Source organism: Pseudomonas sp. zjy_15 (assembly GCF_043101865.1).
Lineage (GTDB): Bacteria > Pseudomonadota > Gammaproteobacteria > Pseudomonadales > Pseudomonadaceae > Aquipseudomonas > Aquipseudomonas putida_Y.
On sequence record NZ_JBICII010000053.1, the window covers coordinates 20,065 to 42,231 of the forward strand.

General features: G+C 61.2%; 23 protein-coding genes. 9 read left to right on the top strand and 14 right to left on the bottom strand.

Annotation, left to right across the window (positions count from 1 at the left end):
• Positions 1-121 precede the first annotated feature (121 nt).
• The 4 genes from ACF8EF_RS10150 (at position 122) to ACF8EF_RS10165 (ending at position 3,565) form a co-directional block, all read left to right on the top strand.
• Entirely contained in the window at positions 122-1,939 is a 1,818-nt protein-coding gene (locus ACF8EF_RS10150) for a penicillin-binding protein activator (protein WP_176682608.1), read from the top strand.
• Positions 1,939-2,310 (top strand): YraN family protein, encoded by a 372-nt coding sequence (locus ACF8EF_RS10155; protein ID WP_392461360.1) that lies wholly within the window; start codon positions 1,939-1,941, stop codon positions 2,308-2,310. The genes ACF8EF_RS10150 and ACF8EF_RS10155 overlap by 1 nt, the downstream gene beginning before the upstream one ends.
• An 86-nt stretch (positions 2,311-2,396) precedes the next feature.
• Positions 2,397-2,990: a phosphoheptose isomerase gene (locus ACF8EF_RS10160; protein WP_012053657.1), complete on the top strand. Its 594-nt coding sequence runs from the start codon at positions 2,397-2,399 to the stop codon at positions 2,988-2,990.
• Positions 2,987-3,565 (top strand): BON domain-containing protein, encoded by a 579-nt coding sequence (locus ACF8EF_RS10165; protein WP_176682606.1) that lies wholly within the window; start codon positions 2,987-2,989, stop codon positions 3,563-3,565. The genes ACF8EF_RS10160 and ACF8EF_RS10165 overlap by 4 nt, the downstream gene beginning before the upstream one ends.
• Positions 3,566-3,654: 89 nt before the next feature.
• Here ACF8EF_RS10165 and ACF8EF_RS10170 read toward each other — a convergent pair whose 3' ends face one another.
• From ACF8EF_RS10170 to rplM, 7 genes are all read right to left on the bottom strand, one after another.
• Positions 3,655-4,086, bottom strand: a complete 432-nt coding sequence (locus ACF8EF_RS10170; RefSeq protein ID WP_176682605.1) for a ClpXP protease specificity-enhancing factor — start codon at positions 4,084-4,086, stop codon at positions 3,655-3,657.
• Positions 4,087-4,096: 10 nt separating this feature from the next.
• Positions 4,097-4,720: a glutathione S-transferase N-terminal domain-containing protein gene (locus tag ACF8EF_RS10175; RefSeq protein ID WP_176682604.1), complete on the bottom strand. Its 624-nt coding sequence runs from the start codon at positions 4,718-4,720 to the stop codon at positions 4,097-4,099.
• Between the two features lie 116 nt (positions 4,721-4,836).
• Entirely contained in the window at positions 4,837-5,616 is a 780-nt protein-coding gene (locus ACF8EF_RS10180) for a cytochrome c1 (RefSeq protein WP_176682603.1), read from the bottom strand.
• A complete protein-coding gene (locus tag ACF8EF_RS10185) occupies positions 5,616-6,827 on the bottom strand; it encodes a cytochrome bc complex cytochrome b subunit (RefSeq protein ID WP_176682602.1) in 1,212 nt (403 codons plus the stop codon). Before ACF8EF_RS10185 ends, ACF8EF_RS10180 begins: the two co-directional genes overlap by 1 nt.
• Positions 6,827-7,420 (bottom strand): ubiquinol-cytochrome c reductase iron-sulfur subunit, encoded by a 594-nt coding sequence (gene petA, locus ACF8EF_RS10190; protein WP_003251823.1) that lies wholly within the window; start codon positions 7,418-7,420, stop codon positions 6,827-6,829. The genes ACF8EF_RS10185 and petA overlap by 1 nt, the downstream gene beginning before the upstream one ends.
• A gap of 262 nt (positions 7,421-7,682) precedes the next feature.
• On the bottom strand, positions 7,683-8,075 hold the full coding sequence (gene rpsI / locus ACF8EF_RS10195) for a 30S ribosomal protein S9 (RefSeq protein ID WP_003251821.1): 393 nt from the start codon (positions 8,073-8,075) through the stop codon (positions 7,683-7,685).
• Positions 8,076-8,089: 14 nt separating this feature from the next.
• Positions 8,090-8,518 (bottom strand): 50S ribosomal protein L13, encoded by a 429-nt coding sequence (gene rplM, locus ACF8EF_RS10200; protein WP_003251819.1) that lies wholly within the window; start codon positions 8,516-8,518, stop codon positions 8,090-8,092.
• A 258-nt stretch (positions 8,519-8,776) separates the two neighbouring features.
• Between rplM and ACF8EF_RS10205 the strand changes: the two genes are divergently transcribed.
• Both ACF8EF_RS10205 and ACF8EF_RS10210 read left to right on the top strand, forming a co-directional pair.
• Positions 8,777-9,817 (top strand): NADP(H)-dependent aldo-keto reductase, encoded by a 1,041-nt coding sequence (locus ACF8EF_RS10205; RefSeq protein ID WP_176682601.1) that lies wholly within the window; start codon positions 8,777-8,779, stop codon positions 9,815-9,817.
• Between the two features lie 190 nt (positions 9,818-10,007).
• Positions 10,008-10,928 carry a GlxA family transcriptional regulator gene (locus tag ACF8EF_RS10210; protein WP_172402841.1) on the top strand — a complete coding sequence of 307 codons (921 nt, stop codon included), beginning with the start codon at positions 10,008-10,010 and terminating at the stop codon, positions 10,926-10,928.
• 103 nt (positions 10,929-11,031) lie between these two features.
• Here ACF8EF_RS10210 and zapE read toward each other — a convergent pair whose 3' ends face one another.
• The 3 genes from zapE to ACF8EF_RS10225 all read right to left on the bottom strand — a co-directional run bounded on the left by zapE (position 11,032) and on the right by ACF8EF_RS10225 (position 14,302).
• Positions 11,032-12,126, bottom strand: a complete 1,095-nt coding sequence (gene zapE, locus ACF8EF_RS10215) for a cell division protein ZapE (RefSeq protein ID WP_176682600.1) — start codon at positions 12,124-12,126, stop codon at positions 11,032-11,034.
• 165 nt (positions 12,127-12,291) lie between these two features.
• Complete coding sequence (locus ACF8EF_RS10220) at positions 12,292-13,641, bottom strand: tryptophan--tRNA ligase (RefSeq protein ID WP_176682599.1); 1,350 nt, start codon at positions 13,639-13,641, stop codon at positions 12,292-12,294.
• Between the two features lie 25 nt (positions 13,642-13,666).
• Positions 13,667-14,302, bottom strand: coding sequence for an alpha/beta hydrolase (locus ACF8EF_RS10225; RefSeq protein WP_176682598.1), 636 nt, complete (start codon positions 14,300-14,302; stop codon positions 13,667-13,669).
• A 135-nt stretch (positions 14,303-14,437) separates the two neighbouring features.
• On the opposite strand from ACF8EF_RS10225, the gene ACF8EF_RS10230 reads away from it, so the two are divergent.
• Positions 14,438-14,875: a YhcB family protein gene (locus tag ACF8EF_RS10230; RefSeq protein WP_010952432.1), complete on the top strand. Its 438-nt coding sequence runs from the start codon at positions 14,438-14,440 to the stop codon at positions 14,873-14,875.
• 162 nt (positions 14,876-15,037) lie between these two features.
• Here ACF8EF_RS10230 and ACF8EF_RS10235 read toward each other — a convergent pair whose 3' ends face one another.
• Entirely contained in the window at positions 15,038-16,234 is a 1,197-nt protein-coding gene (locus tag ACF8EF_RS10235) for a methionine gamma-lyase (RefSeq protein ID WP_392461362.1), read from the bottom strand.
• 127 nt (positions 16,235-16,361) lie between these two features.
• On the opposite strand from ACF8EF_RS10235, the gene ACF8EF_RS10240 reads away from it, so the two are divergent.
• Positions 16,362-16,841: an Lrp/AsnC family transcriptional regulator gene (locus tag ACF8EF_RS10240; RefSeq protein ID WP_003251803.1), complete on the top strand. Its 480-nt coding sequence runs from the start codon at positions 16,362-16,364 to the stop codon at positions 16,839-16,841.
• A gap of 85 nt (positions 16,842-16,926) precedes the next feature.
• On the opposite strand, the gene cysN is transcribed toward ACF8EF_RS10240, so the two are convergent.
• From cysN to ACF8EF_RS10255, 3 genes are all read right to left on the bottom strand, one after another.
• Positions 16,927-18,828, bottom strand: a complete 1,902-nt coding sequence (cysN, locus tag ACF8EF_RS10245) for a sulfate adenylyltransferase subunit CysN (protein WP_084852049.1) — start codon at positions 18,826-18,828, stop codon at positions 16,927-16,929.
• 15 nt (positions 18,829-18,843) lie between these two features.
• A complete protein-coding gene (gene cysD, locus ACF8EF_RS10250) occupies positions 18,844-19,761 on the bottom strand; it encodes a sulfate adenylyltransferase subunit CysD (protein WP_392461364.1) in 918 nt (305 codons plus the stop codon).
• 220 nt (positions 19,762-19,981) lie between these two features.
• The gene (locus ACF8EF_RS10255) at positions 19,982-20,740 is read right to left on the bottom strand and encodes a Nif3-like dinuclear metal center hexameric protein (RefSeq protein WP_176682596.1); all 759 of its coding nucleotides are present in this window, start codon (positions 20,738-20,740) and stop codon (positions 19,982-19,984) included.
• A gap of 168 nt (positions 20,741-20,908) precedes the next feature.
• On the opposite strand from ACF8EF_RS10255, the gene algW reads away from it, so the two are divergent.
• The gene (gene algW / locus ACF8EF_RS10260) at positions 20,909-22,069 is read left to right on the top strand and encodes a Do family serine endopeptidase AlgW (RefSeq protein WP_021784129.1); all 1,161 of its coding nucleotides are present in this window, start codon (positions 20,909-20,911) and stop codon (positions 22,067-22,069) included.
• Positions 22,070-22,167: the final 98 nt, after the last annotated feature.

Sequence of the window (22,167 nt, forward strand, 5' to 3'; positions counted from 1 at the left end):
GAACTTCGCCGGCGATCAGGAACAAGCCACCTATAGTGAAGGATCGACACAGCAACATCGCGCCCCGGCCAGTGCTTGGGTACAATTGCCGGCCAACTTGATCGAGTAACAGGACCTTTACATGATCGCTTGCCTGCGGCTGCTCACAGCCCTCTGCCTCGCCGCCCTGCTGGCAGCCTGCGCCAGCTCGCCCTCATCCAGCCTGGGCGAACTGCCACGCACCCCGGACGCCAGCATCGAGCAACTGCTCGAAAAGGCCGCTTCCAGCAAGTCTGCGGAAGACGCCGCTCTGCTGCGCCTGAGCGCGGCCGATCTGGCCTACAAGCAGAAGGACTTCCCACGCGCCGCACGCATTCTCGAGCAGGTCCAGCTGGACACACTCAAGCCGGCCCAGCAAGTATTCGCCAGCACCCTCGCGGCCGAACTGGCCATGAGCCGCAACCAGCCCAAGGCGGCCCTGACCGCCCTGGCCCACCCCAGTCTGCAGCGCCTTGCCGAGCTGCCGCCAGAGCAACAGGCGCGCACCTATACCGTGCACGCCGCCGCACTTGAAGCCGATGGCCAGGCCCTGGCTGCCGCACAGCAGCGCATACTGCTGGCGCCACTGCTCAGCGGCCAGGCGGCCAGCGCCAACAATGACGCCACCTGGGCCCTGGTCGCCTCGCTGCCTGCAGAGCAACTGCAGCAGCCAACCAACGATCAGACACTGGCCGGCTGGACCAGCCTGGCGTTCGCCGTGAAAAGCGCCGGCACCCTGGAGCAGCAGCAAGCAGCCATCGAGGCCTGGGTCAAACAGCACCCGGACCACCCTGCCGCCCAGCAACTGCCGGTGGCACTGATCAAGCTCAAGGAACTGGCCAGCCAGCCGCTGACCAGGATCGCCCTGCTGCTGCCTCAGGAAGGCCCACTGGCCGGTGTTGCCCGCGCACTGCGTGACGGCTTCATGGCCGCTCACTTCCAGGCCCAGCAAACCGGCCAGCCAGCGCCTGCGGTGCAGGTGTTCGACAGCTCGCGTATCGGCTCGCTGGACGACTTCTATCGCCAGGCCCAAGCCGCCGGCGTGCAGCTGGTCATCGGCCCGCTGGAAAAACCATTGGTCAAACAACTGGCCGCCAAACCACAACTGCCGATCACCACCCTGGCCCTGAACTACGCTGACGCCGGCCAGAAGGCGCCGCCACAGTTGTTCCAGTTCGGCCTGGCTGCCGAAGACGAAGCCCGTGAAGTCTCCCGCCGCGCCCGCGCCGATGGCATGGTCCGCGCCGTAGCCCTGGTACCGAGCGGCGAATGGGGTGACCGTGTCCTGGCCGCCTTCCGCCAGGACTGGGAAGGCAATGGCGGAACCCTGCTCGCCGCCGAACGCATCGCCCAGCCGGTCGCCCTGGCCCAGCAGATTGCCGACCTGTTCCAGCTACGCCAGAGCGAAGGCCGCGCCAAGAGCCTGCAAAGCACGGTAGGCGGCCGCATCGCTGCACAACCGTCGCGCCGTCAGGACATCGACTTCATCTTCCTCGCCTCGACCCCACAACAGGCGCAGCAGATCAAGCCGACCCTGAACTTCCAGTACGCCGGTGACGTGCCGGTCTATGCCACTTCGAACCTGTACAGCGCCAGCGGCGACGTCAACCAGTACAATGACATGAACGGCATCCGCTTCTGCGAAACACCGTGGCTGCTCGACACCAGCAACAGCCTGCGTCAACAGGTTGTACAGCAGTGGCCGCAAGCCGCTGGCAGCCTCGGCCGCCTGTATGCCATGGGCGTCGATGCCTACAGCCTGGCACCGCGCCTGGGCCAACTGAAAGCGCTACCGGACAACCGCATCCTGGGCCTTTCGGGCAGCCTGAGCATCAATGCCAACCAGCGCGTCGAGCGCCAGCTGCCATGGGCCGAGTTTACCGGCGGCCAGGTCAAGCGCCTGCCTGACACCGTGCGTTGATGGCCTCAGCATCGCCAACCAGCGCCGGGCAAGCGGCAGAAACCCTTGCCCTTGAGTACCTTCAAGGGCAAGGGCTGCAGTTGCTGGCACGCAACTGGCGATGCAAAGGCGGTGAGCTTGATCTGGTCATGCTCGACGCCGATACAGTAGTATTCGTCGAAGTCCGCTACCGCTTGCACGCGGCCTTCGGAGGCGCCCTCGACAGTATCGACGGGCGCAAGCAGAAACGGTTGGTGCTTGCTGCCAGCCTGTTCCTGCAGAAGGAGGCTCACTGGGGCAACCACCCCTGCCGCTTCGACGTAGTCGCCCTGCAGGGCAGCCACCACGCAGGCAGACCGCTTCAATGGCTGAAAAACGCCTTCGAATGCTGAACCCACTTTGTTTTTTTCGCTCTATGTATCGCGGGCTGGTCGTTGTTGCGCGTAGCAAAGGCCACCGCCCCACTTAAGGTCACCAGATGGACATGCAATCCCGAATTCGCCGGCTGTTCGAGGCCAGCATCGAAACCAAGCAACAGGCAATGGACATCCTGGCACCGCACATCGAGCAGGCCAGCCTGGTCATGGTCAATGCGTTGCTCAACGAGGGCAAGATGCTCGCCTGCGGCAACGGCGGCTCGGCCGGCGATGCCCAGCACTTTTCATCGGAGCTGCTCAACCGCTTCGAGCGCGAGCGCCCCAGCTTGCCGGCCATCGCGCTGACCACCGACAGCTCGACCCTGACCTCGATCGCCAACGACTACAGCTACAACGAAGTCTTTTCCAAGCAGATCCGCGCCCTGGGCCAGCCCGGTGACGTTCTGCTGGCGATCTCCACCAGCGGCAATTCGGCCAACGTGATCCAGGCGATCCAGGCCGCACATGACCGCGAAATGATTGTCGTAGCATTGACTGGTCGCGACGGCGGCGGCATGGCTTCGCTGCTGCTACCCGAGGACGTGGAAATCCGCGTGCCTTCGACAGTTACCGCGCGCATCCAGGAAGTCCACCTGCTGGCGATCCACTGCCTGTGCGATCTGATCGACAGCCAACTGTTCGGGAGTGAAGAATGACCCCTATGCGCCTCGGCCTGATGGCCCTGACCCTGTGCCTGAGCGTCACTGGTTGCAGCTCGGTACTCACCTCCACCCGCAATTCGCCGATCGAGGACGATCGCGGCACGCGCACCATTGGTAGCAAGATCGACGACTCGCTGATCGAAACCAAGGCCGCCGTGAACATTTCCAAGGCCAGCCCAGACCTGGACAAAGGCTCGCACATCGTTGTCAGCAGCTACAACGGCATCGTCCTGCTGGCCGGCCAGACCCCGCGCGCCGACCTCAAGAGCCTTGCAGAGCAAACCGCCAGCCAGGTACAGCGCGTCAAGAGAGTGCACAACGAGCTGCAAGTGATGCAGCCTTCCTCCATTCTGGCGCGCAACAACGACGCCTGGCTGACCACCAAGATCAAGGCTCAGATGCTGACCGACAGTGCCGTACCCAGCTCGCGCATCAAGGTGATTACCGAAAACGGCATCGTCTACCTGCTTGGCCTGGTCACCCGTCAAGAAGCCAACTCGGCCACTGCCGTGGTGCAGGGCGTGTCGGGCGTGCAGAAGATCGTCAAGCTGTTCGAGTACATCGATTGAATCAGTGATTGCCTGCGCGGGCCTCTTCGCGGGTAGTCCCGCTCCATCGCAGACACAAAAAAGGCGACCCATCCGGATCGCCTTTTTTGTTACTTGACCACTTTCAGGCTTGGCCGGCCAGTCGGACGCGGCGGCTGCCCTCCATCGTCTGGCGGGCCATCGCCATCCGGCTGTACATCATCGTCTTCCAGCTCGTCGCCATCCATCAAAGGCGGCTCCAGCTCGAAAACCATACCCTGGCCATTTTCGCGGGCGTAGATACCCAGGATGGCACCAACCGGCACGAACAGCGAGTGAGCTACGCCACTGAAGCGCCCCTCAAAGCTGACTGCGTCATTGTCCATGTGCAGGCTGCGCACGGCACTTGGCGAGATATTCAAGACGATCTGGCCATCGCTGGCGAAACCATCCGGCACCTGAACTTTCGGGAATTCGGCATTGACCAGCATATGGGGCGTGCAATCGTTGTCGACGATCCACTCGTACAGTGCTCGAACCAGATAGGGGCGACTGGAGTTCATCAACGGCTCCTTAAAGCTTGCGCATTTCACGTTCTACGGAGGACAGGCTCGCCTGGAAAGGCTCGCGGGCGAACTGGCGCTCCATGTAATCCAGCAGCGGCTTGGCTTGCCGCGGCAACTCGATACCCAACACCGGCAAGCGCCAGAGTATGGGCAATAGACAACAATCGACCAGGCTTTGCTCATCACTCATGAAGCAGACGAACTCGCTGAACAACGGCGAGACACCGGTCAGGCTTTCGCGCAAGGCCTTGCGCGCCTCGGTTCGGGCAGCTTCACTGCTACGCGGGTCAAGTACGGTATCGGCCAAGGCACACCAGTCGCGCTGGATGCGATGCATCAGCAGACGGCTGTTGCCACGCGCAACCGGGTACACCGGCATCAGCGGCGGGTGCGGGTAACGCTCCTCGAGGTATTCCATTACCACGGTCGATTCATACAACGCCAGGTCACGGTCGACCAAGGTCGGCACGCTGCCATATGGGTTGACCTCGACCAGCTTCGGCGGCAGGCGGGCGGGATCGACATCGATAAACTGCACGCTGACGCCCTTCTCGGCCAAAACCAGGCGCACCCGATGAGAATAATGATCAGCGGGATCGGAATAGCAGGCTAACCTGTTGGTTGCGCCCATGTAGCGGCTCCTCGCACGGATGCTTGTGCAACTTTAAATGAAAACGCGCCCGGGGTGACCTGGCAATACTGCTAGGCCACCCCGGGCGCGTTCAACAACCAGAAACTACTGCGTGATCAGTGCACGTCCTTCCAGTATTCACGCTTGAGCAAGTAGGCGAATACGAAGAAGAAAGCCAGGTACAGCAACACATAGGTGCCGATGCGCTGGCTCTCCAGCTTGACTGGGTTGGCCGAATAGGCCAGGAAGGTCACAAGGTTCTTGACCTTCTCGTCGAACTGCTCGGTCGTCAGGGTACCGGAATTCGGCGTAATGGTCAGCTGATCACAAGCTTCATGGGTCAACGGGCTGCCGGTCAACGGGTCGAATTGCTTCTTGCCATCGACCACAGTCTGCACCTGCTTGCAACCTACCACCTGGTTGCCTTGCAGACCTACCAGCACGTTAGGCATGCCGACGTTCGGGAATACCTTGTTGTTCACCCCGTAAGGGCGCGATGGGTCCTCATAGAAGCTGCGCAGGTAAGTGTAAAGCCAGTCGGTACCGCGTACGCGGGCCACCAGGGTCAGGTCGGGCGGCGCGGCACCGAACCAGGTCTTGGCGTCGCTGGGCTTCATGCCGATCTGCATGTGGTCACCGATCTTGGCACCCGTGAACACCAGCTTCTCGAGCATCAGCTCATGCGGAATCCCCAGGTCATCAGCCACCCGCTCGTAACGCTGGAACTTGGCACTGTGGCAACCCATGCAATAGTTGGCGAAGGTACGCGCACCGTCCTGCATGGCGGCTTTGTCAGTCAGGTCGATATCGACCTTGTCCAGCTCCAGGCCAGTTTCGGCAGCGAAGGAAAAGGCAGGCATCACTGCCAGCAAAAATACTGCAATCAACTTTTTCATCAGCCAGTCACCCTTTCCGGAACCGGTTTGGTCTTCTCGAGCCTTGTGTAGAACGGCATCAGCAGGAAGTAGGCGAAGTACAGCACCGTGCACACCTGCGACAACAAGGTACGCCCAGGTGTCGGTGCCAGTACGCCCAGCACGCCGAGGATGACGAAGGACACGCAGAACACCAGCAGGAAGGCCTTGCTGATCCAGCCCTTGTAACGCATGGAGCGCACCGGGCTGCGGTCGAGCCAGGGCAACACGAACAGCACGGCGATGGCCGCCCCCATGGCAATGACGCCCATCAGTTTGTCAGGCACCGCACGCAGGATTGCGTAGAACGGCGTGAAGTACCACACCGGCGCGATGTGCTCTGGGGTCTTGAAGGCGTTGGCCTGCTCGAAGTTAGGTTTCTCCAGGAAATAACCGCCCATTTCAGGGAAGAAGAACACCACGGCGCAGAACACGAACAGGAACACCACCACGCCGACAATGTCTTTGACGGTGTAGTACGGGTGGAACGGAATACCATCCAGCGGAATACCGTTTTCGTCCTTTTTCTTTTTGATGTCGACGCCATCAGGGTTGTTCGAACCCACTTCGTGCAGGGCGAGGATGTGCAATACCACCAGGCCAAGAATCACGATTGGCAGGGCAACCACATGCAGGGCGAAGAAGCGGTTCAGGGTGATGCCCGAGATCAGGTAGTCACCGCGGATCCACTGGGTGAGGTCATCACCGATCACCGGGATGGCACCGAACAGCGAGATGATCACCTGGGCCCCCCAGTACGACATCTGCCCCCATGGCAGCAGGTAGCCCATGAACGCTTCAGCCATCAGCGCCAGATAGATCAGCATGCCGAACAACCAGACCAGTTCGCGTGGCTTCTGATAGGAGCCGTAGAGCAGGCCGCGGAACATGTGCAGGTAGACCACGATGAAGAACGCTGACGCCCCCGTGGAGTGCAGGTAGCGCAGGATCCAGCCGTATTCCACGTCACGCATGATGTACTCGACCGAGGCGAACGCCTCTTCCGCCGAAGGCGTGAAGCTCATGGTCAGCCAAACGCCGGTCACGATCTGGTTGACCAGCACCAGCAATGCAAGCGAGCCAAAGAAGTACAGGAAGTTGAAGTTCTTGGGTGCGTAATACTTGCTCAGGTGGTCTTCCCACATCTTGGTGGCGGGGAAGCGAGCATCAATCCAGTCCATGAACTTGCTCATCATGCGTTCTCCTGGTCGACGCCAATGACGATGATCTCGTCCGACTCATAAGAGTGTGGTGGCACGGGCAGGTTGAGAGGCGCCGGCTGGGACTTATAGACACGGCCAGCCAGGTCATAGTGGGAGCCGTGGCACGGGCAGAAGTAGCCACCAACCCATTTCGGCCCAAGGTCAGCGGGTGCCACTTCCGGTCGGAAGGTGGGCGAGCAGCCCAGGTGCGTGCACAGACCAACGAGAATGAGAATTTCCGGTTTGATCGAGCGAACCTCAGGGTCGACGTACGCTGGCTGTACCGAGGCCTTGGACTCGGGGTCGGACAGGTCACCCGTGATTTTTTTCAGATTGCCAAGGATTTCCTCCGTTCGCCGCACGATGAATACGGGCTGGCCACGCCACTCGGCCACCATCTGCTGCCCGGCCTCGACCTTGGCGATGTTGACCTTCACCGGTGCACCCGCGGCTTTCGCCTTGGCACTGGGAAACCATGACCCCACGAACGGTACCGCAGCCCCCACTGCCCCCGCCGCCCCGACCACGGATGTCGCGGCTACGAGGAAGCGGCGCCGGCCTGCGTTGACGCCGTCATTGCTCATTCAGTCCTCTCCCATCAGCTTGCTTGGCCAGTTGGACCTGGCCTGTACTTAGGTTGTGTCAATGGCACTAAAAATTGGCCGCCATGGTAAGAAACAAATCCACACACTGACAAGGTGATTACCCCGGCAAGGGCGACAACCCACGCTTTGCTTGATCTGCGTCTATGCGACAAGCGGCCACTGACTGCTGACAGGTTAGTTCAAGCCCAAAAAAAAAGCCCGGTTCCAAGGAACCGGGCTTTTTTCGACTGCCGAAGCGGTATTAACGCTTGGAGTACTGAGGACGCTTACGCGCTTTACGCAGACCCACTTTCTTACGCTCAACTTCACGAGCGTCGCGGGTGACGTAGCCAGCACGACGCAGAGCGCCACGCAGGGTTTCGTCGTATTCCATCAGAGCGCGGGTGATACCGTGACGGATCGCACCGGCTTGACCGCTGACACCACCACCGGAAACGGTGACGTAGATGTCGAATTTCTCAACGGATTCAGTCAGCTCGAGCGGCTGGCGAACAACCATGCGAGCGGTTTCGCGACCGAAGAACACGTCCAGAGAACGGTTGTTGATGGAGATGTTACCAGTACCCGGACGCAGGAATACGCGAGCGGTTGCGGTCTTGCGACGGCCAGTGCCGTAATTTTGAGTCGCCGACATAATGAACTATCCCGTTAGATCTTCAGTTCTTGAGGCTGCTGAGCAGTGTGTGGGTGAGCAGCACCCGCGTACACTTTCAGCTTACGGTACATGTCGCGACCCAGCGGGTTCTTAGGCAGCATGCCCTTGACCGCAGTTTCGATAACACGCTCAGGGGCCTTGGCGATCAACTTCTCGAAGTTGATTTCCTTGATACCGCCTGGGAAACCGGAGTGGGAGTAGTACATTTTGTCGGAAGACTTGGCACCAGTCACACGAACCTGCTCGGCGTTGATAACGACGATGTAGTCGCCGGTGTCAACGTGAGGGGTGTATTCTGGTTTGTGTTTGCCACGCAGACGGGTAGCGATTTCGGTAGCCAGACGACCCAGGGTCTGGCCAGCGGCGTCGACTACGAACCACTCGCGCTTTACTGTTTCCGGTTTAGCAGTAAAAGTTTTCATTCTCTAAAGCCTCAGAGGCCGCCCAGCGAAAAATAGACGGCGAATCTTACTGGATAGTGCACAGCTTGCCAAGGGCAAGCGCGCAGCCGAACACAGACGCTTTTGGGGGCTCGGGTCGGGCACGCCAATGTTCGACGGGGTTCTTCCTGCGTGATGGTGCATCACTTCCGCCACGCGGAGAGGGGCTGAATTATCCAGATTGCGCGAAAAATTTCAACCTGCTTTGATGAGCATCCATTGCCAAGGAGTGACTAACCGATGGAATACCGCCAGCTCGGCCGTACCGATCTCAACGTCAGCGCCCTGTGCCTGGGTACCATGACCTGGGGCGAGCAGAACATCCAGGCCGAGGCCTTCGCACAAATTGCCCGGGCCAAAGCCGCCGGTGTCAACTTCATCGACACCGCCGAGATGTACCCGGTCCCTCCCCGCCCGGAGACCTACGCGGCCACCGAGCGCATCATCGGCAACTGGTTCCGCGAACATGGCGACCGCGACGCGTGGATCCTGGCCAGCAAGGTTGCAGGCCCGGGCAACGGCATCAGCCATATCCGCGACGGGCAGCTCAAGCACAACCGTCAGCACATCGTCGCGGCGCTGGACGAGAGCCTGAAGCGCCTGCAGACCGACCGAATCGACCTGTACCAGTTGCACTGGCCAGAGCGCAGCACCAACTTTTTCGGCAAGCTGGGCTACCAGCACCTGCCGCAGGATCACTTCACCCCACTGGAAGAAACCCTCCAGGTGCTCGACGAGCAGGTACGTGCGGGCAAGATCCGCCACATCGGCCTGTCCAACGAAACACCGTGGGGCACCATGAAATTCCTGCAATTGGCCGAGAGCCATGGCTGGCCGCGGGCGGTATCGATCCAGAACCCGTACAACCTGCTCAACCGCAGCTTCGAGGTGGGCCTGGCAGAAGTGGCCATACGCGAACAGTGTGGCCTGCTGGCCTATTCGCCGCTGGCCTTCGGCATGCTCTCGGGCAAGTACGAGAACGGCGCACGGCCGGACAATGCACGCCTGACCCTGTTCAGCCGCTTTGCCCGTTACTCCAACCCACAGACCGTGGCGGCCTGCAGCCGCTACGTGCAGCTGGCCCGCGAGCACGGCCTGGACCCGGCGCAAATGGCCTTGGCGTTCGTCACCCGACAGCCGTTCGTGACCAGCAACATCATTGGCGCCACCAGCCTACAGCAGCTGGACAGCAACCTGGCCAGCCTTGAACTGAACCTGAGCGCCGATCTGCTGACAGCGATCGAAGCCATTCATCAGGAGCAACCCAACCCGGCGCCTTGATCCAAACACTGCGCACCGCCTCGCGCCGCTGCTCCATGGGGTAGACACAATCGCCAAAAAATAAGACGATCCAGCCGGTGATTGACCACTCTACCCTATAAGAATAATGACAATGATGTTTACCCAACCCTCAGCGTCGCTGCGGCGCGTCAGCATCCTGGCCATTGACAAGGTGTTCGCTTCGACCTTGATGCAGGCCAAGGACTTCTTCCACCTCGCCAGTCTGCGCTACAGCAAGCAGCTGGGCCTGGGCTTGCAGCCCATGTTCGAAATCCGCCTGGTGAGCCCCGACAGCCAGCCCGTGGACAGCTTCAGCAATGTGCAGTTACCGGTTGACGGCGGCCTGGACGACGCTGATGTGATCATCCTCCCGGCCTACTGGGATGATTTCGACAACCTGCTGCAACGTTATCCACAGGTGCTGCCGTGGCTGCGTGAACAGCACGCGCGTGGCGCGGTGCTGTGCGCCGAGGCCAGTGGTGTGTTCTGGCTGGCCGAATCCGGTCTGCTCGATGGCAAGGAGGCGACCACCTACTGGCGCTTCTTCAACAGCTTTGCCGAACGCTTCCCGCAGATCCGCCTGAACCAGGACAAGCACCTGACCGATGCCGACAATATCTATTGCGCCGGCGGTGCAACTTCAGCCTGCGACCTGTACATCTACCTGATCGAACGCTTTTGCGGCGCCAACGTGGCCCGTGCGGTGTCCCGCGATATCCTTTACGAAGTGCAGCGCAACTACACCCCGGGGCGCATGGGCTTTGGCGGGCAGAAGCTGCACCAGGACCTGATCATCCTGCAGATCCAGCACTGGCTGGAGGAGCACTTCGCCGACAAGTTCCGCTTCGAGGATGTGGCTCGCAACCACGGCATGAGCATCCGCAACTTCATGCGCCGCTTCCAGGGCGCAACAGGTGACAAGCCGCTGCACTACCTGCAACGGCTACGCATCGAGACAGCCAAGGGGTTGTTGTCGAGCACGCGCAAGAGCATCAAGACCATCAGTTACGAGGTGGGGTATGACGATGCCAGTTTCTTTGCGCGACTGTTCCGCCAGCACACCGAGTTGTCGCCGAACCAGTATCGGCAGCAGTTCATGCAGGAGGCCTGAGAGGCTTCCAGAGCAGCAGGCTTCGCGCTTGAAGCGACAAGGAAAAACCAGAGCGGATCGCGCATTGCCCTGAATTTTCCTTGCCGTCTGAAGCTTGCTGCTGTTAAGGCTTGTGCGCGCGCGCCAGGAATTCGTGCGACTGCATCTCCAGCAACCGGCTCAGGGTACGCTGGAACTCGAAGCTCAGACGCCCACCGGTATACAGGTCCTTCAACTCCACCTCGGCCGAGATGATGAGCTTGACGTTGCGATCGTAAAACTCGTCCACCATGTTGATGAAGCGGCGGGCGATGTCGTCGGTGGTGACACCCATCTGCTCCACGTTGCTCAGCAATACGGCGTGGAAGATCTTGCCCAACTCAATGTAGTCGTTCTGGCTGCGCGGCCCGTCGCACAGGGCGCGGAAATCGAACCAGGCGACGTCGTCGCAAGTACGCAGGGCATTGATCGGGCGGTTCTCGATCATCAGCACGTCGTTCTCGATCGCCTGGGTGCACTCAGGGGTGAGCGCCTTGAAGCTGGCGCGCATGCTCTGGTGCGCCGCGTCATCGAGCGGGAAGTGGAACAGTTCAGCCTGCTCCAGGTGACGCAGGCGGTAGTCGACCCCGCTATCGACGTTAACCACGTCGGTGTACTGCTTGATCATGGCGATGGCCGGCAGGAAGCGCGCACGCTGCAGGCCGTCCTTGTACAGGCCGTCCGGCACGATGTTGGAGGTGGCCACCAGCGACACGCCATTCTTGAACAGCTCTTCCATCAAGGTGCCGAGGATCATGGCGTCGGTAATGTCCGACACGAAGAATTCGTCGAAGCAGATCACCTTGGCTTCTTCGCTGAAGCGCCTGGCAATGATGGTCAGCGGGTTCTTCTCGCCCTTGAGGGTTTTCATTTCCTCGTGCACACGCTTCATGAAGCGGTGGAAGTGCGTACGCATCTTCTGCTTGAACGGCAGCGCTTCGTAGAAAGTATCAACCAGGTAGGTCTTGCCTCGCCCTACCCCACCCCAGAAGTACAGGCCCTTGACCGGGGTCTGCTCCTTCTTGCCGAACAGCTTGCCGAACACGCCCGGCTTGTTGTTCTGCGCGTGCACCAGGTCGTCGTACAGGCGCTGGAGGTGACGCACCGCAGTTTCCTGCGCCGCGTCATGGAAGAAGTCGGGACGTTTCAGATCTGCTTGATAGCGTTCTAAGGGAGTCATGATTCGTTAGCGAGGCAACAAAAAACGGGCCGTCACTGTAGCGACAGGCCCGCTTAATGGCAATCAGTCTGTGGGAGCGGGCGTGCCCGCGAACACCGGCAAAGCCGGTGCCATGCACCGCGGCGCCTGTTTCGCGGGCACGCCCGCTCCCACCGTTTGGCAGCCTCAGTCCTGCTGTGGTGCCAAGGCTTCGTTCAGGCTCTGAATGGCCGCATCACGGGCTTCAGCGTTGTCGAACTGCGGCCCTTCGGCGACCTGCTCGCCATTGAGCCACAGGCCGAAGCTCAGGCCTTCGACGCGGACATCGGCCTCGCCACCCTGCTGCAACTGCTTGCTCACGGCGCCGGCACTCTTGCCGTCGGCGAAGCTGCGCGACAGCAGCAGTTGCTCACCGTCAGCGGCCAGCAGGCGGAAACGGAAGCTGCCGTCTTCGTCACGGAAGCTGACGAAGCGTGCGCTCTTGGTGGCTTTTTTCTTCACTTCGGTGCTGGCCTGCACGCTGCTGCGGAACGAACGCAAGCCAACGGCCTCGCGCAACTGCTCGAGGAACGGCGTGGCGATCTTGCGGGCCTTGGCGGCGCCGGCCAGCAGGATGTCTTCCAGGTCCGCCGGACGGGCGATCAGCTGGTGATAGTACTCGCGCTTCTCGGCCAGCTGGCCGTCCAGCAGCTGGAACAGGCGCTGCTTGGCATCGCCCCAGCCCAGGCCCTGCAGCAGCTCTTCGCGGAACCCGGCGCATTGCTCAGGCGTCGAGAAGGCCTGGTACAGGGTGAACAGGTGCGCGTTGTCCGGGTCTTTCGCCTCACCTGGCGCGCGCGAATCGGTGACGATGCGCGAGATGGCGTCTTTCATGTCCTTGGCGCTGGTGAACAACGGGATGGTGTTGTCATAGCTTTTGGACATCTTGCGCCCGTCCAGGCCCGGCAGGGTCGCCACGCTTTCCTCGATCACCGCCTCCGGCAAGGCGAAGAAGTCCTTGCCCTGACCGAACAGGTGGTTGAAGCGCTGGCCGATATCGCGGGCCATTTCCACGTGCTGGATCTGGTCACGGCCGACCGGCACCTTGTTGGCGTTGAACATCAGGATATCGGCGGCCATCAGCACCGGGTAGCTGAACAGGCCCATGGTCACGCCGGCGTCCGGGTCTTCGCCGCTCTCGACGTTCTTGTCCACCGAGGCCTTGTAGGCATGCGCACGGTTCAGCAGGCCTTTGGCAGCAACGCAGGTAAGCAGCCAGGTCAGCTCGGGGATTTCCGGGATGTCGGACTGGCGATAGAAGGTCACCTTGTCCGGGTCCAGGCCACCGGCCAGCCAGGTGGCGGCAATTTCCAGGCGCGAACGCTGGATGCGCAGCGGGTCGTCGCACTTGATCAGGGCGTGGTAGTCGGCCAGGAAGTAGAACGAGTCGACACCGGGCTGCTGGCTGGCACGGATCGCCGGGCGGATGGCGCCGGCGTAGTTGCCCAGGTGCGGAGTGCCGGTGGTGGTGATACCGGTAAGAATGCGCGTGGTCATGGGTGTTCGCTTATTCAGGCTTGGCTCAGTTCGAAAGGCGCGGCAGCAGCAGATCCTTCAGATCGGTCAGCTTGCCATGGAAGAAGTGTCCGCATTCTGCCACTTTCAGCAGCTCATGGGGACGCGACAGGCTGTCGGACCATTCGTAAACCAGCTGCGGCGCGACGACTTCGTCGGCGTCCGGCTGCACCACGGTGATCGGGCAGCGCTGCGGCAGCGGAAATTCGGCGGTCAGGCGCATGACTGCCGGGGCGATCATGAACAGGTGCTGCAACTCGACACCTGCGGCTTCAAGGCGCCCGGCCAGGCTGGTGGCAACGAAACCACCGAACGAAAAGCCCATCAGCACCAGCGGTAGCCCGGGGTGCCTGGCACGCAGCCATGCTGCAGCTGCCTCTGCATCGGCCACTTCACCAGCGCCCATGTCATGGCTGCCAGCACTTTGCCCGACGCCACGGTAGTTGAAACGCAAGGTCACATAACCGGCATCACGTGCGGTGCGCTGCAGGGTCGAGACAACCTTGTTGAGCATGGTGCCGCCCTGGACCGGGTTAGGATGGCAGATCAGCACCGCGCCACGGGCTTGCGCCACGTCGAGGTACAAAGCTTCAAGCTGGCCGCAAGGGCCATCGATGAACAAGGGGGTTTCGCGGACAAGCAAGGCACTACTCCGTGACCTCGGGAAGGGTCGATTCGTCTAGGTGTGAAATTCTGTTCTGATTTGCGATCGCTCGCGGTATACAGCGCAGGTCTGAGCCGTTAACGTAAAGCAAAGCCGTTTATAGAGGAAGGACTCGTGGAACTCTCGCTCCTTGTTTGGTTGTTGCCAACCCTGGCCCTGGTCATCGGTGTGGCAGTCGGTTTCATTGTTGCCCGCCTGCTGCCCAATGCGGCGCCGAGCAACACCCAGCGTCAACTGGATGACATCCAGAAGCGCTTCGACAGCTACCAGAACGAAGTGGTCACCCACTTCAACAGCACCGCCATGCTGGTCAAGAAACTGACCCAGAGCTACCAGGACGTACAGGATCACCTGGCTGAAGGCGCCAACAGTCTGGCCCTCGATGACGTCACTCGCCAACGCCTGCTGGCTGCGCTGCACTCCGATGCACCGCAAGGCCCGCGTGACCGCCTGACCCCACCTAAAGACACCGCCGAAGTGCCGCGCGACTATGCGCCGAAAGCGCCCAACTCGCCAGGCATGCTGGATGAGAGCTACGGGCTCAAGCGTTGATCTGCTGAACATGCAAAAGGCCTCGCAAGAGGCCTTTTTTGTGGGCTGGATTCACTGGCCCCTTCGCGGGCACGCCCGCTCCCACAGGTACACCACAGCATGTGAAACTTGTGGAATACCTGTGGGAGCGGGCGTGCCCGCGAAGGGGCCAGTGCAGGCAACCTAACAGCAGGCCTGCAATGCCTGTTCGACATCTGCCAGCAGGTCCTCCACATCCTCCAGCCCCACCGACAGACGCACCAACCCCTCCGATATCCCGTGATGCGCTCGCTCCTGCGGCGTATAGCTGGAATGGGTCATGCTCGCCGGGTGCTGCGCCAGCGACTCGGCATCTCCCAGGCTCACCGCCCGCGCAAAGAGCTGCAGCGCGTTCATGAAGCGCCGCCCGGCCTCGATACCACCCTTGAGCTCAAACGCAATCATCCCGCCAGGCAAACGCATCTGTCGCTGGGCCAACGCGTACTGGGCAAAAGACGGTAGCCCCGGGTAATGAATCAATTCCACCTGCGGCTGCCGAGCCAGAAACTCGGCCACCTTCTGAGCATTGGCGCAATGCCGGTCCATTCGCAGGGCCAGGGTCTTGATCCCGCGCATCAGCAGCGCCGCGTCATGGGGCGACAGCACTGCCCCGGTCATATCCTTCAGCCCTTCCAGGCGAATGCGATCGACCAACGCCTTGCGCCCCACCACCAGCCCCGCAGTGATATCACCGTGGCCACTGAGGTACTTGGTTGCCGAGTGCACCACCAGGTCCGCCCCCAGCTCCAGTGGCCGCTGCAGGTACGGCGTACAGTAGGTGTTATCGACCACCACATGCACATCATGCCCCCGCACCGCCTCGACAACCGCCTCAATGTCCACAAGCTGCATATTGGGGTTGGCCGGTGTTTCGAAGTAGATCATCCGTGTTTTGCTGTTGATCGCCGCCTTCAGGGCCATGGAATCGTTGAGATCGACATGGCGAACTTTGACGCCGAACTCACCAATACCGTGGTGCAGAAAAGCGAAGGTGCAGCCATACAAGGTGCGCCCCACAATCAGCTCATCGCCAGGCCGTAGCAGGGTCCAGATGGTTGAGGTAATCGCACCCATCCCTGATGCCAACGCCAACCCCGCCTCACCACCCTCCAGCGAAGCCATGCGCTGCTCCAGCAAGGCCAGCGTGGGGTTGGAGATGCGACTGTAGAAGTGCCCCGCCTCCTCTCCGGCGAAGCAGGCAGCGCCGTACTCAACAGTGGGAAAGGCATAGGTGGCCGTCTGGTACACCGGCGGCACCAAGGCGCCACCGTGGGACAGCGGGTCGTAGCCATGGTGAATGGCCCGCGTGGAAAAACCGGTGTTGTCGTGGGAGTCGCGCATGGCAACGGCCTCTTGTGGTTTGTTGTAAGCTTATGCCACCGAGCTGCCCAATTTTTTCCAAAATAGCCTACACATAGGCGTGCTTTCTGGAACAAAAACAATAATCAACGGACCAGGAGGGCAAAAAATGCCTTCAAGCCTCGACCGCACCGACCGCGCCCTGCTCGCCGCCTTGCAGGACAACGCCCGCCTCACCGTTGCCGAACTCGCCGACCAGGTGGCACTGACCACCTCGCCCTGCTGGCGACGGGTCAAGCTGCTGGAAGAAAACGGCTACATCACCGGCTACCAGGCCATCCTCTCGCCCAAGTCGCTGGGGTTTGGCGTGACCGCGTTCGTCAGCATCATGATGGACTCGCACACCAAGGACATGGCGCTGGCGTTCGAACAGCGGCTGATGGAAATTCCCGAAATCGTCGCCTGCCACAACATCTCCGGGCGCTATGACTTTCTGCTGGAGATACTGGCACGGGACCTGGAGTCGTTTGGGGAATTTACCCGGGAGGTGCTGCAGCGGTTGCCGGGGGTGAAGGAGATCTATTCGAGTTTTTCGTACAAAGCAGTCAAGGAAAGGCGGGTGATACCGGTGTCGGAGAAACATATCTAGGACAGATCTTTCCGAACAGTGGGAAGGATCCTGAACGCGAGACAAAAAACCCCGCCGAAGCGGGGTTCTCCTTGCAGGCTAGCGCTTAAATCGCGCCACGCTGACGCAGCACGTCCAGCACCTGTTTCACGCCTTCGTCCACGCTGGTGGCCTGGGTGTCGATCACAAGATCAGCATCCAGCGGCACATCGAACGGGAAGCTCTCGCCCGGGATGTTGTCGCCACCGGCAGCGTACAGGCCTTGCGGGTCACGCTCGCGGCAGACCAGCGGCGAGGCCTGGACGTAAACGGTCACCAGGCGCTCCTTGCCGATCAGCGCCTTGGCCTGTTCGCGGCCTTCGGCATCCGGGGCCACGAACGCAGCCAGGGTCAGCATGCCGGCTTCGTTGAACTGGCGCGCCACGTGGGCGGCGCGGCGCCAGTTCTCGGTGCGGCCGGCGCGGTCCTGTGGCAGGCCCTTGTTCAGGTCGTGACGCAGGTTCTGGCCGTCGAGCACGTACACCGCGCGCCCCATGTCGAACAGCTTGCGCTCCACGGCATAAGCCAAGGTGCTCTTGCCAGCACCGGACAGGCCGCTGAACAGCACGGTGGCTGGCTGCTGGCCGAAGCGCAGGGCGCGCTCTTCGGTGGACACGTGAGCCTGCTTGCCATGATGACCGGTGCTGCCGTGTGGCAACACGGGCGGGGCGATGATCATGCCGGCGCCAACGGTACCGTTGGTCAGGCGGTCGATGACGATGAACGCACCGGTGGTGCGGTTGCTGTCGTAACCGTCGAGGGCAATCGAGGTGTCCAGGGCAACCTTGACGCGGCCGATTTCGTTCAGTTGCAGTGCGCTGGCAGCGCCCTGCTCCAGGGTGTTCACATCGACCTTGTGGGTGATGCTGGCAATCGAGCCTGGCACGTAGCTGGTGGCACGCTTGATGTCGTATTTCTTGCCCGGGAGCATCGGCTCCTCGGCCATCCACACCAGCATGGCGTCGAAGTGGTCAGTTACCGGCGGGACGTTGTCGGCATGTACCAGCAGGTCGCCACGGGAGATGTCGATCTCGTCTTCCATGGTCAGGGTCACGGCCTGGCCTGGGCCGGCGTTTTCCAGTTCACCTTCGTAGGTGACGATGGACTTGACCCGGCTGCTCTTGCCCGACGGCAGCACGACAATCTCGTCACCTTTGTGCACCACGCCGCTGGCGATGGTGCCAGCAAAGCCGCGGAAGTTCAGGTTGGGACGGTTGACGTACTGCACCGGGAAACGCAAGTCGGTGAAGTTGCGGTCAGCCGAAACCTCGACGGTTTCGAGGATTTCCATCAGCGTCGGGCCGGCGTACCACGGCGACTGCTCGCTGTGGTTGACCACGTTGTCACCCTTGAGCGCCGACATCGGCACGAAGTGCAGGCTGCTCGGGGTCAGGTTGATGGCTTCGGCAAACTTCAGGTAGTCGGCCTTGATCGACTCGAAGACGCCTTCATCGAAGCCCTTCAGGTCCATCTTGTTGACCGCGACCACGATGTGCTTGATGCCCAGCAACGACGCGATGTAGCTGTGGCGACGGGTCTGGGTCTGCACACCGTAGCGGGCATCGACCAGGATGATCGCCAGGTCGCAGGTGGACGCACCGGTGGCCATGTTGCGGGTGTACTGCTCGTGGCCCGGGGTGTCGGCGATGATGAACTTGCGCTTGGCGGTGGAGAAGTAGCGGTAGGCGACATCGATGGTGATGCCCTGCTCGCGCTCGGCCTGCAGGCCATCTACCAGCAACGCCAGGTCGACTTCTTCGCCGGTGGTGCCGACTTTCTTCGAATCACGGGTGATGGCCTCGAGGTGGTCCTCGTAGATCATCTTCGAATCGTGCAGCAGGCGCCCGATCAGGGTGCTCTTGCCGTCGTCAACGTTGCCGCAAGTCAGGAAGCGCAGCAGTTCCTTGCGCTCATGCTGGGCCAGGTAGGCGAGGATGTCCTCGCTGATCAGATCAGATTGGTGCGACATGGAGTAACCCTGAAATTAGAAGTAGCCTTGGCGTTTCTTGTCTTCCATGGAACCGGCGCCATCGTGATCGATGACACGGCCCTGGCGTTCGGACGTACGGGTCAGGAGCATTTCCTGAATGATGTCCGTCAGGGTCTCGGCTTCCGATTCGACAGCGCCCGTCAGCGGGTAGCAGCCGAGGGTACGGAAACGCACCTTCTTCTTGACGATGCTGGCTTTTTCTTCCTCGGAGAGGTGCTCGAGGATGCGCTCGTCGTCGATCATGATCAGGGTGCCGTTCTTCTCGATGACTTCACGCTCGGCGGCGAAGTACAGCGGCACGATCGGGATGCCTTCAAGGTAGATGTACTGCCAGATGTCCAGTTCGGTCCAGTTCGACAACGGGAAGACGCGGATCGACTCGCCCTTGTTGACCTTGCCGTTGTACACATTCCACAGCTCGGGGCGCTGGTTCTTCGGGTCCCAGCGGTGCTTGCTGTCACGGAACGAATACACACGCTCCTTGGCCCGCGACTTCTCTTCGTCGCGGCGCGCACCACCGAAGGCAGCGTCGAAACCATGCTTGTCCAGCGCCTGCTTCAGGCCCTGGGTCTTCATGATATCGGTGTGCTTGGAGCTGCCATGGGTAAACGGGTTGATACCCTGCGCCACACCCTCGGGGTTGACGTGGGTGATCAGCTCCAGGCCCATTTCCTCGACCATTTTGTCGCGGAAGCTGTACATCTCCTGGAATTTCCACTGGGTGTCGACGTGCATCACCGGGAACGGCAGCTTGCCCGGGAAGAAGGCCTTGCGCGCCAGGTGCAGCATCACGGCGGAGTCCTTGCCGATCGAGTACAGCATCACCGGGTTGTCGAACTCGGCGGCCACCTCGCGGATGATGTGGATGCTCTCCGCCTCCAGCTGTTTCAAGTGCGTCAGTTTGTCGACCATGGCTACTCACGAAAAACGATCTTATGGACGGCCTGCGGGCCGTGTTCGAGCGAGCCACTCTATCACAGCGGCTGCTTCTATTTAGGAGGCTGGCTAGATCGAAAAAATCTAACGATATGACTGGGGGTTTGGGCTGGCAGGGCCGTCCTCTTCACGGGTGTACCCGCTCCTACAGGCCCGTGTAGGAACGGGTTCAGCCGCGAAGAGGGCGATACCGCTATCAGATGGGATTAGGGCAATCGATGAACAGGTGCTCCAAGGCAAACCGTCGTGCCAGGTAATCGCCCAGTGCCTGCACCCCGTAGCGCTCGGTGGCATGGTGCCCGGCAGCAATGAAGCTGACGCCATTCTCGCGCGCACTGTGGTAGGTCTGCTCGGACGCCTCACCGGTCAGGTACAGGTCCACCCCGGCGGCAATCGCCGTGTCGATATAGCCCTGCCCGCCGCCGGTGCACCAGCCCACCCGGCGGATCATGTCGTTGCCTTCGACCAGCAACGGCTCACGCCCCAGCACGCCTTGAACCCGACGGGCAAAATCGCGCGCGGTCATGGATTCGGCCAGCGAACCGATCAGCCCGACCACTTTGGGGTTTTCCGGGTCAAGTGGCCCTTCGACAGTGATCTCCAGTTGCCGCGCCAGTTGCACGTTGTTGCCGACTTCCGGGTGCACGTCCAAGGGCAGGTGAAACGCCAGCAGACTGATATCGTTATTAAGCAAGGTCTTCAGGCGACGCTGGCGAATCCCGGTGATGCACGGGTTCTCGCCCTTCCAGAAGTAACCATGGTGCACCAGCACCAGATCGGCCTCGGCCTCGACCGCGGCATCCAGCAATGCCTGGCTGGCGGTAACACCACTGACAATACGGCTGACCTGCGGCCGGCCCTCGACCTGCAGACCATTTGGGCAATAATCCTGGATCTTCGCGCTGCCCAGATAACGCTCGGCTTCCTCGACCAGGGTGTTTAGAGCGACGGCCATGAAAATCTCCTCGAAAACTGCGCTTTTCCCGGGCGCAACGCCTGACGAACGCCCGTATAATGCCGGCCATTATGGGCCGTCGCCGTCACTGGGGGAACCGGTGTATGATCGCGCGCGCTCATGCCCCACTGCCAGGCCGCTGGCCCCTGCTCTTTCCAGGATTCGTTCATGTTCAAGGCTTTGCGTTACTTCGGCTGGCCCCTGCTTACCGGCATACTGATCGCCATGCTGATCATCCAGCGTTTTCCGCAATGGGTCGGGCTGCCCAGCCAGGACGTCAACCTGCAACAAGCGCCACAGACCACGCGGATCATGCAAGGTCCGGTGTCGTACGCCGACGCCGTGACCCTGGCCGCCCCGGCGGTGGCCAACCTGTACACCACCAAGGTGGTGAACAAAAGCGCCCACCCGCTGTTCGAGGACCCGCAGTTCCGCCGCTTCTTCGGTGACAACCTGCCCAAACAGCGCCGCTGGGAATCAAGCCTGGGCTCGGCGGTAATCATGAGCCCTGAGGGCTACCTGCTGACCAACAACCATGTCACCAGCGGCGCCGATCAGATCGTCGTCGCCCTGAAGGATGGCCGCGAGACTTTGGCCCGCGTGATCGGCAGCGACCCGGAAACCGACCTTGCGGTGCTGAAGATCGACTTGAAGAACCTGCCGGCAATCACCATCGGCCGTTCCGACAACATTCGCATCGGCGACGTGTCGCTGGCCATCGGCAACCCGTTCGGCGTCGGCCAGACTGTGACCATGGGCATCATCAGCGCCACTGGCCGCAATCAGCTGGGGCTTAACAACTACGAAGACTTCATCCAGACCGACGCGGCGATCAACCCAGGCAACTCCGGTGGTGCGCTGGTGGATGCCAATGGCAACCTGATCGGCATCAATACCGCGATCTTCTCCAAGTCCGGCGGCTCGCAGGGCATCGGCTTCGCCATCCCGGTAAAGCTGGCACTGGAGGTGATGAAGTCGATCGTCGAACATGGCCAGGTGATACGTGGCTGGCTGGGCATCGAAGTACAGCCACTGAGCCAGGAGCTGGCAGAGTCGTTCGGCATGAAGGACCGCCCAGGCATCGTGGTGGCGGGCATCTTCCGCGAAGGGCCAGCCGCCAAGGCCGGGCTGCAACTGGGTGACGTGATCCTGAGCATCAATGGCGAGCCGGCCGGAGACGGGCGCAAGTCGATGAACCAGGTAGCGCGGATCAAGCCCAACGAGAAGATCACCATTGAGGTGATGCGCAACGGGCAGCCGTTGAAACTGATCGCCGAGGTGGGGCTGCGGCCGCCGCCGGCGCCGGCTGCCAGCCAGGAAAATAAATAAAGCCGGGGCCGCGTTGCGGCCCTTCGCGGGCACGCCCGCTCCCACAGGATTTACGCAGGCTCCAAAGCCAACGCTAAACCTGTGGGAGCGGGCGTGCC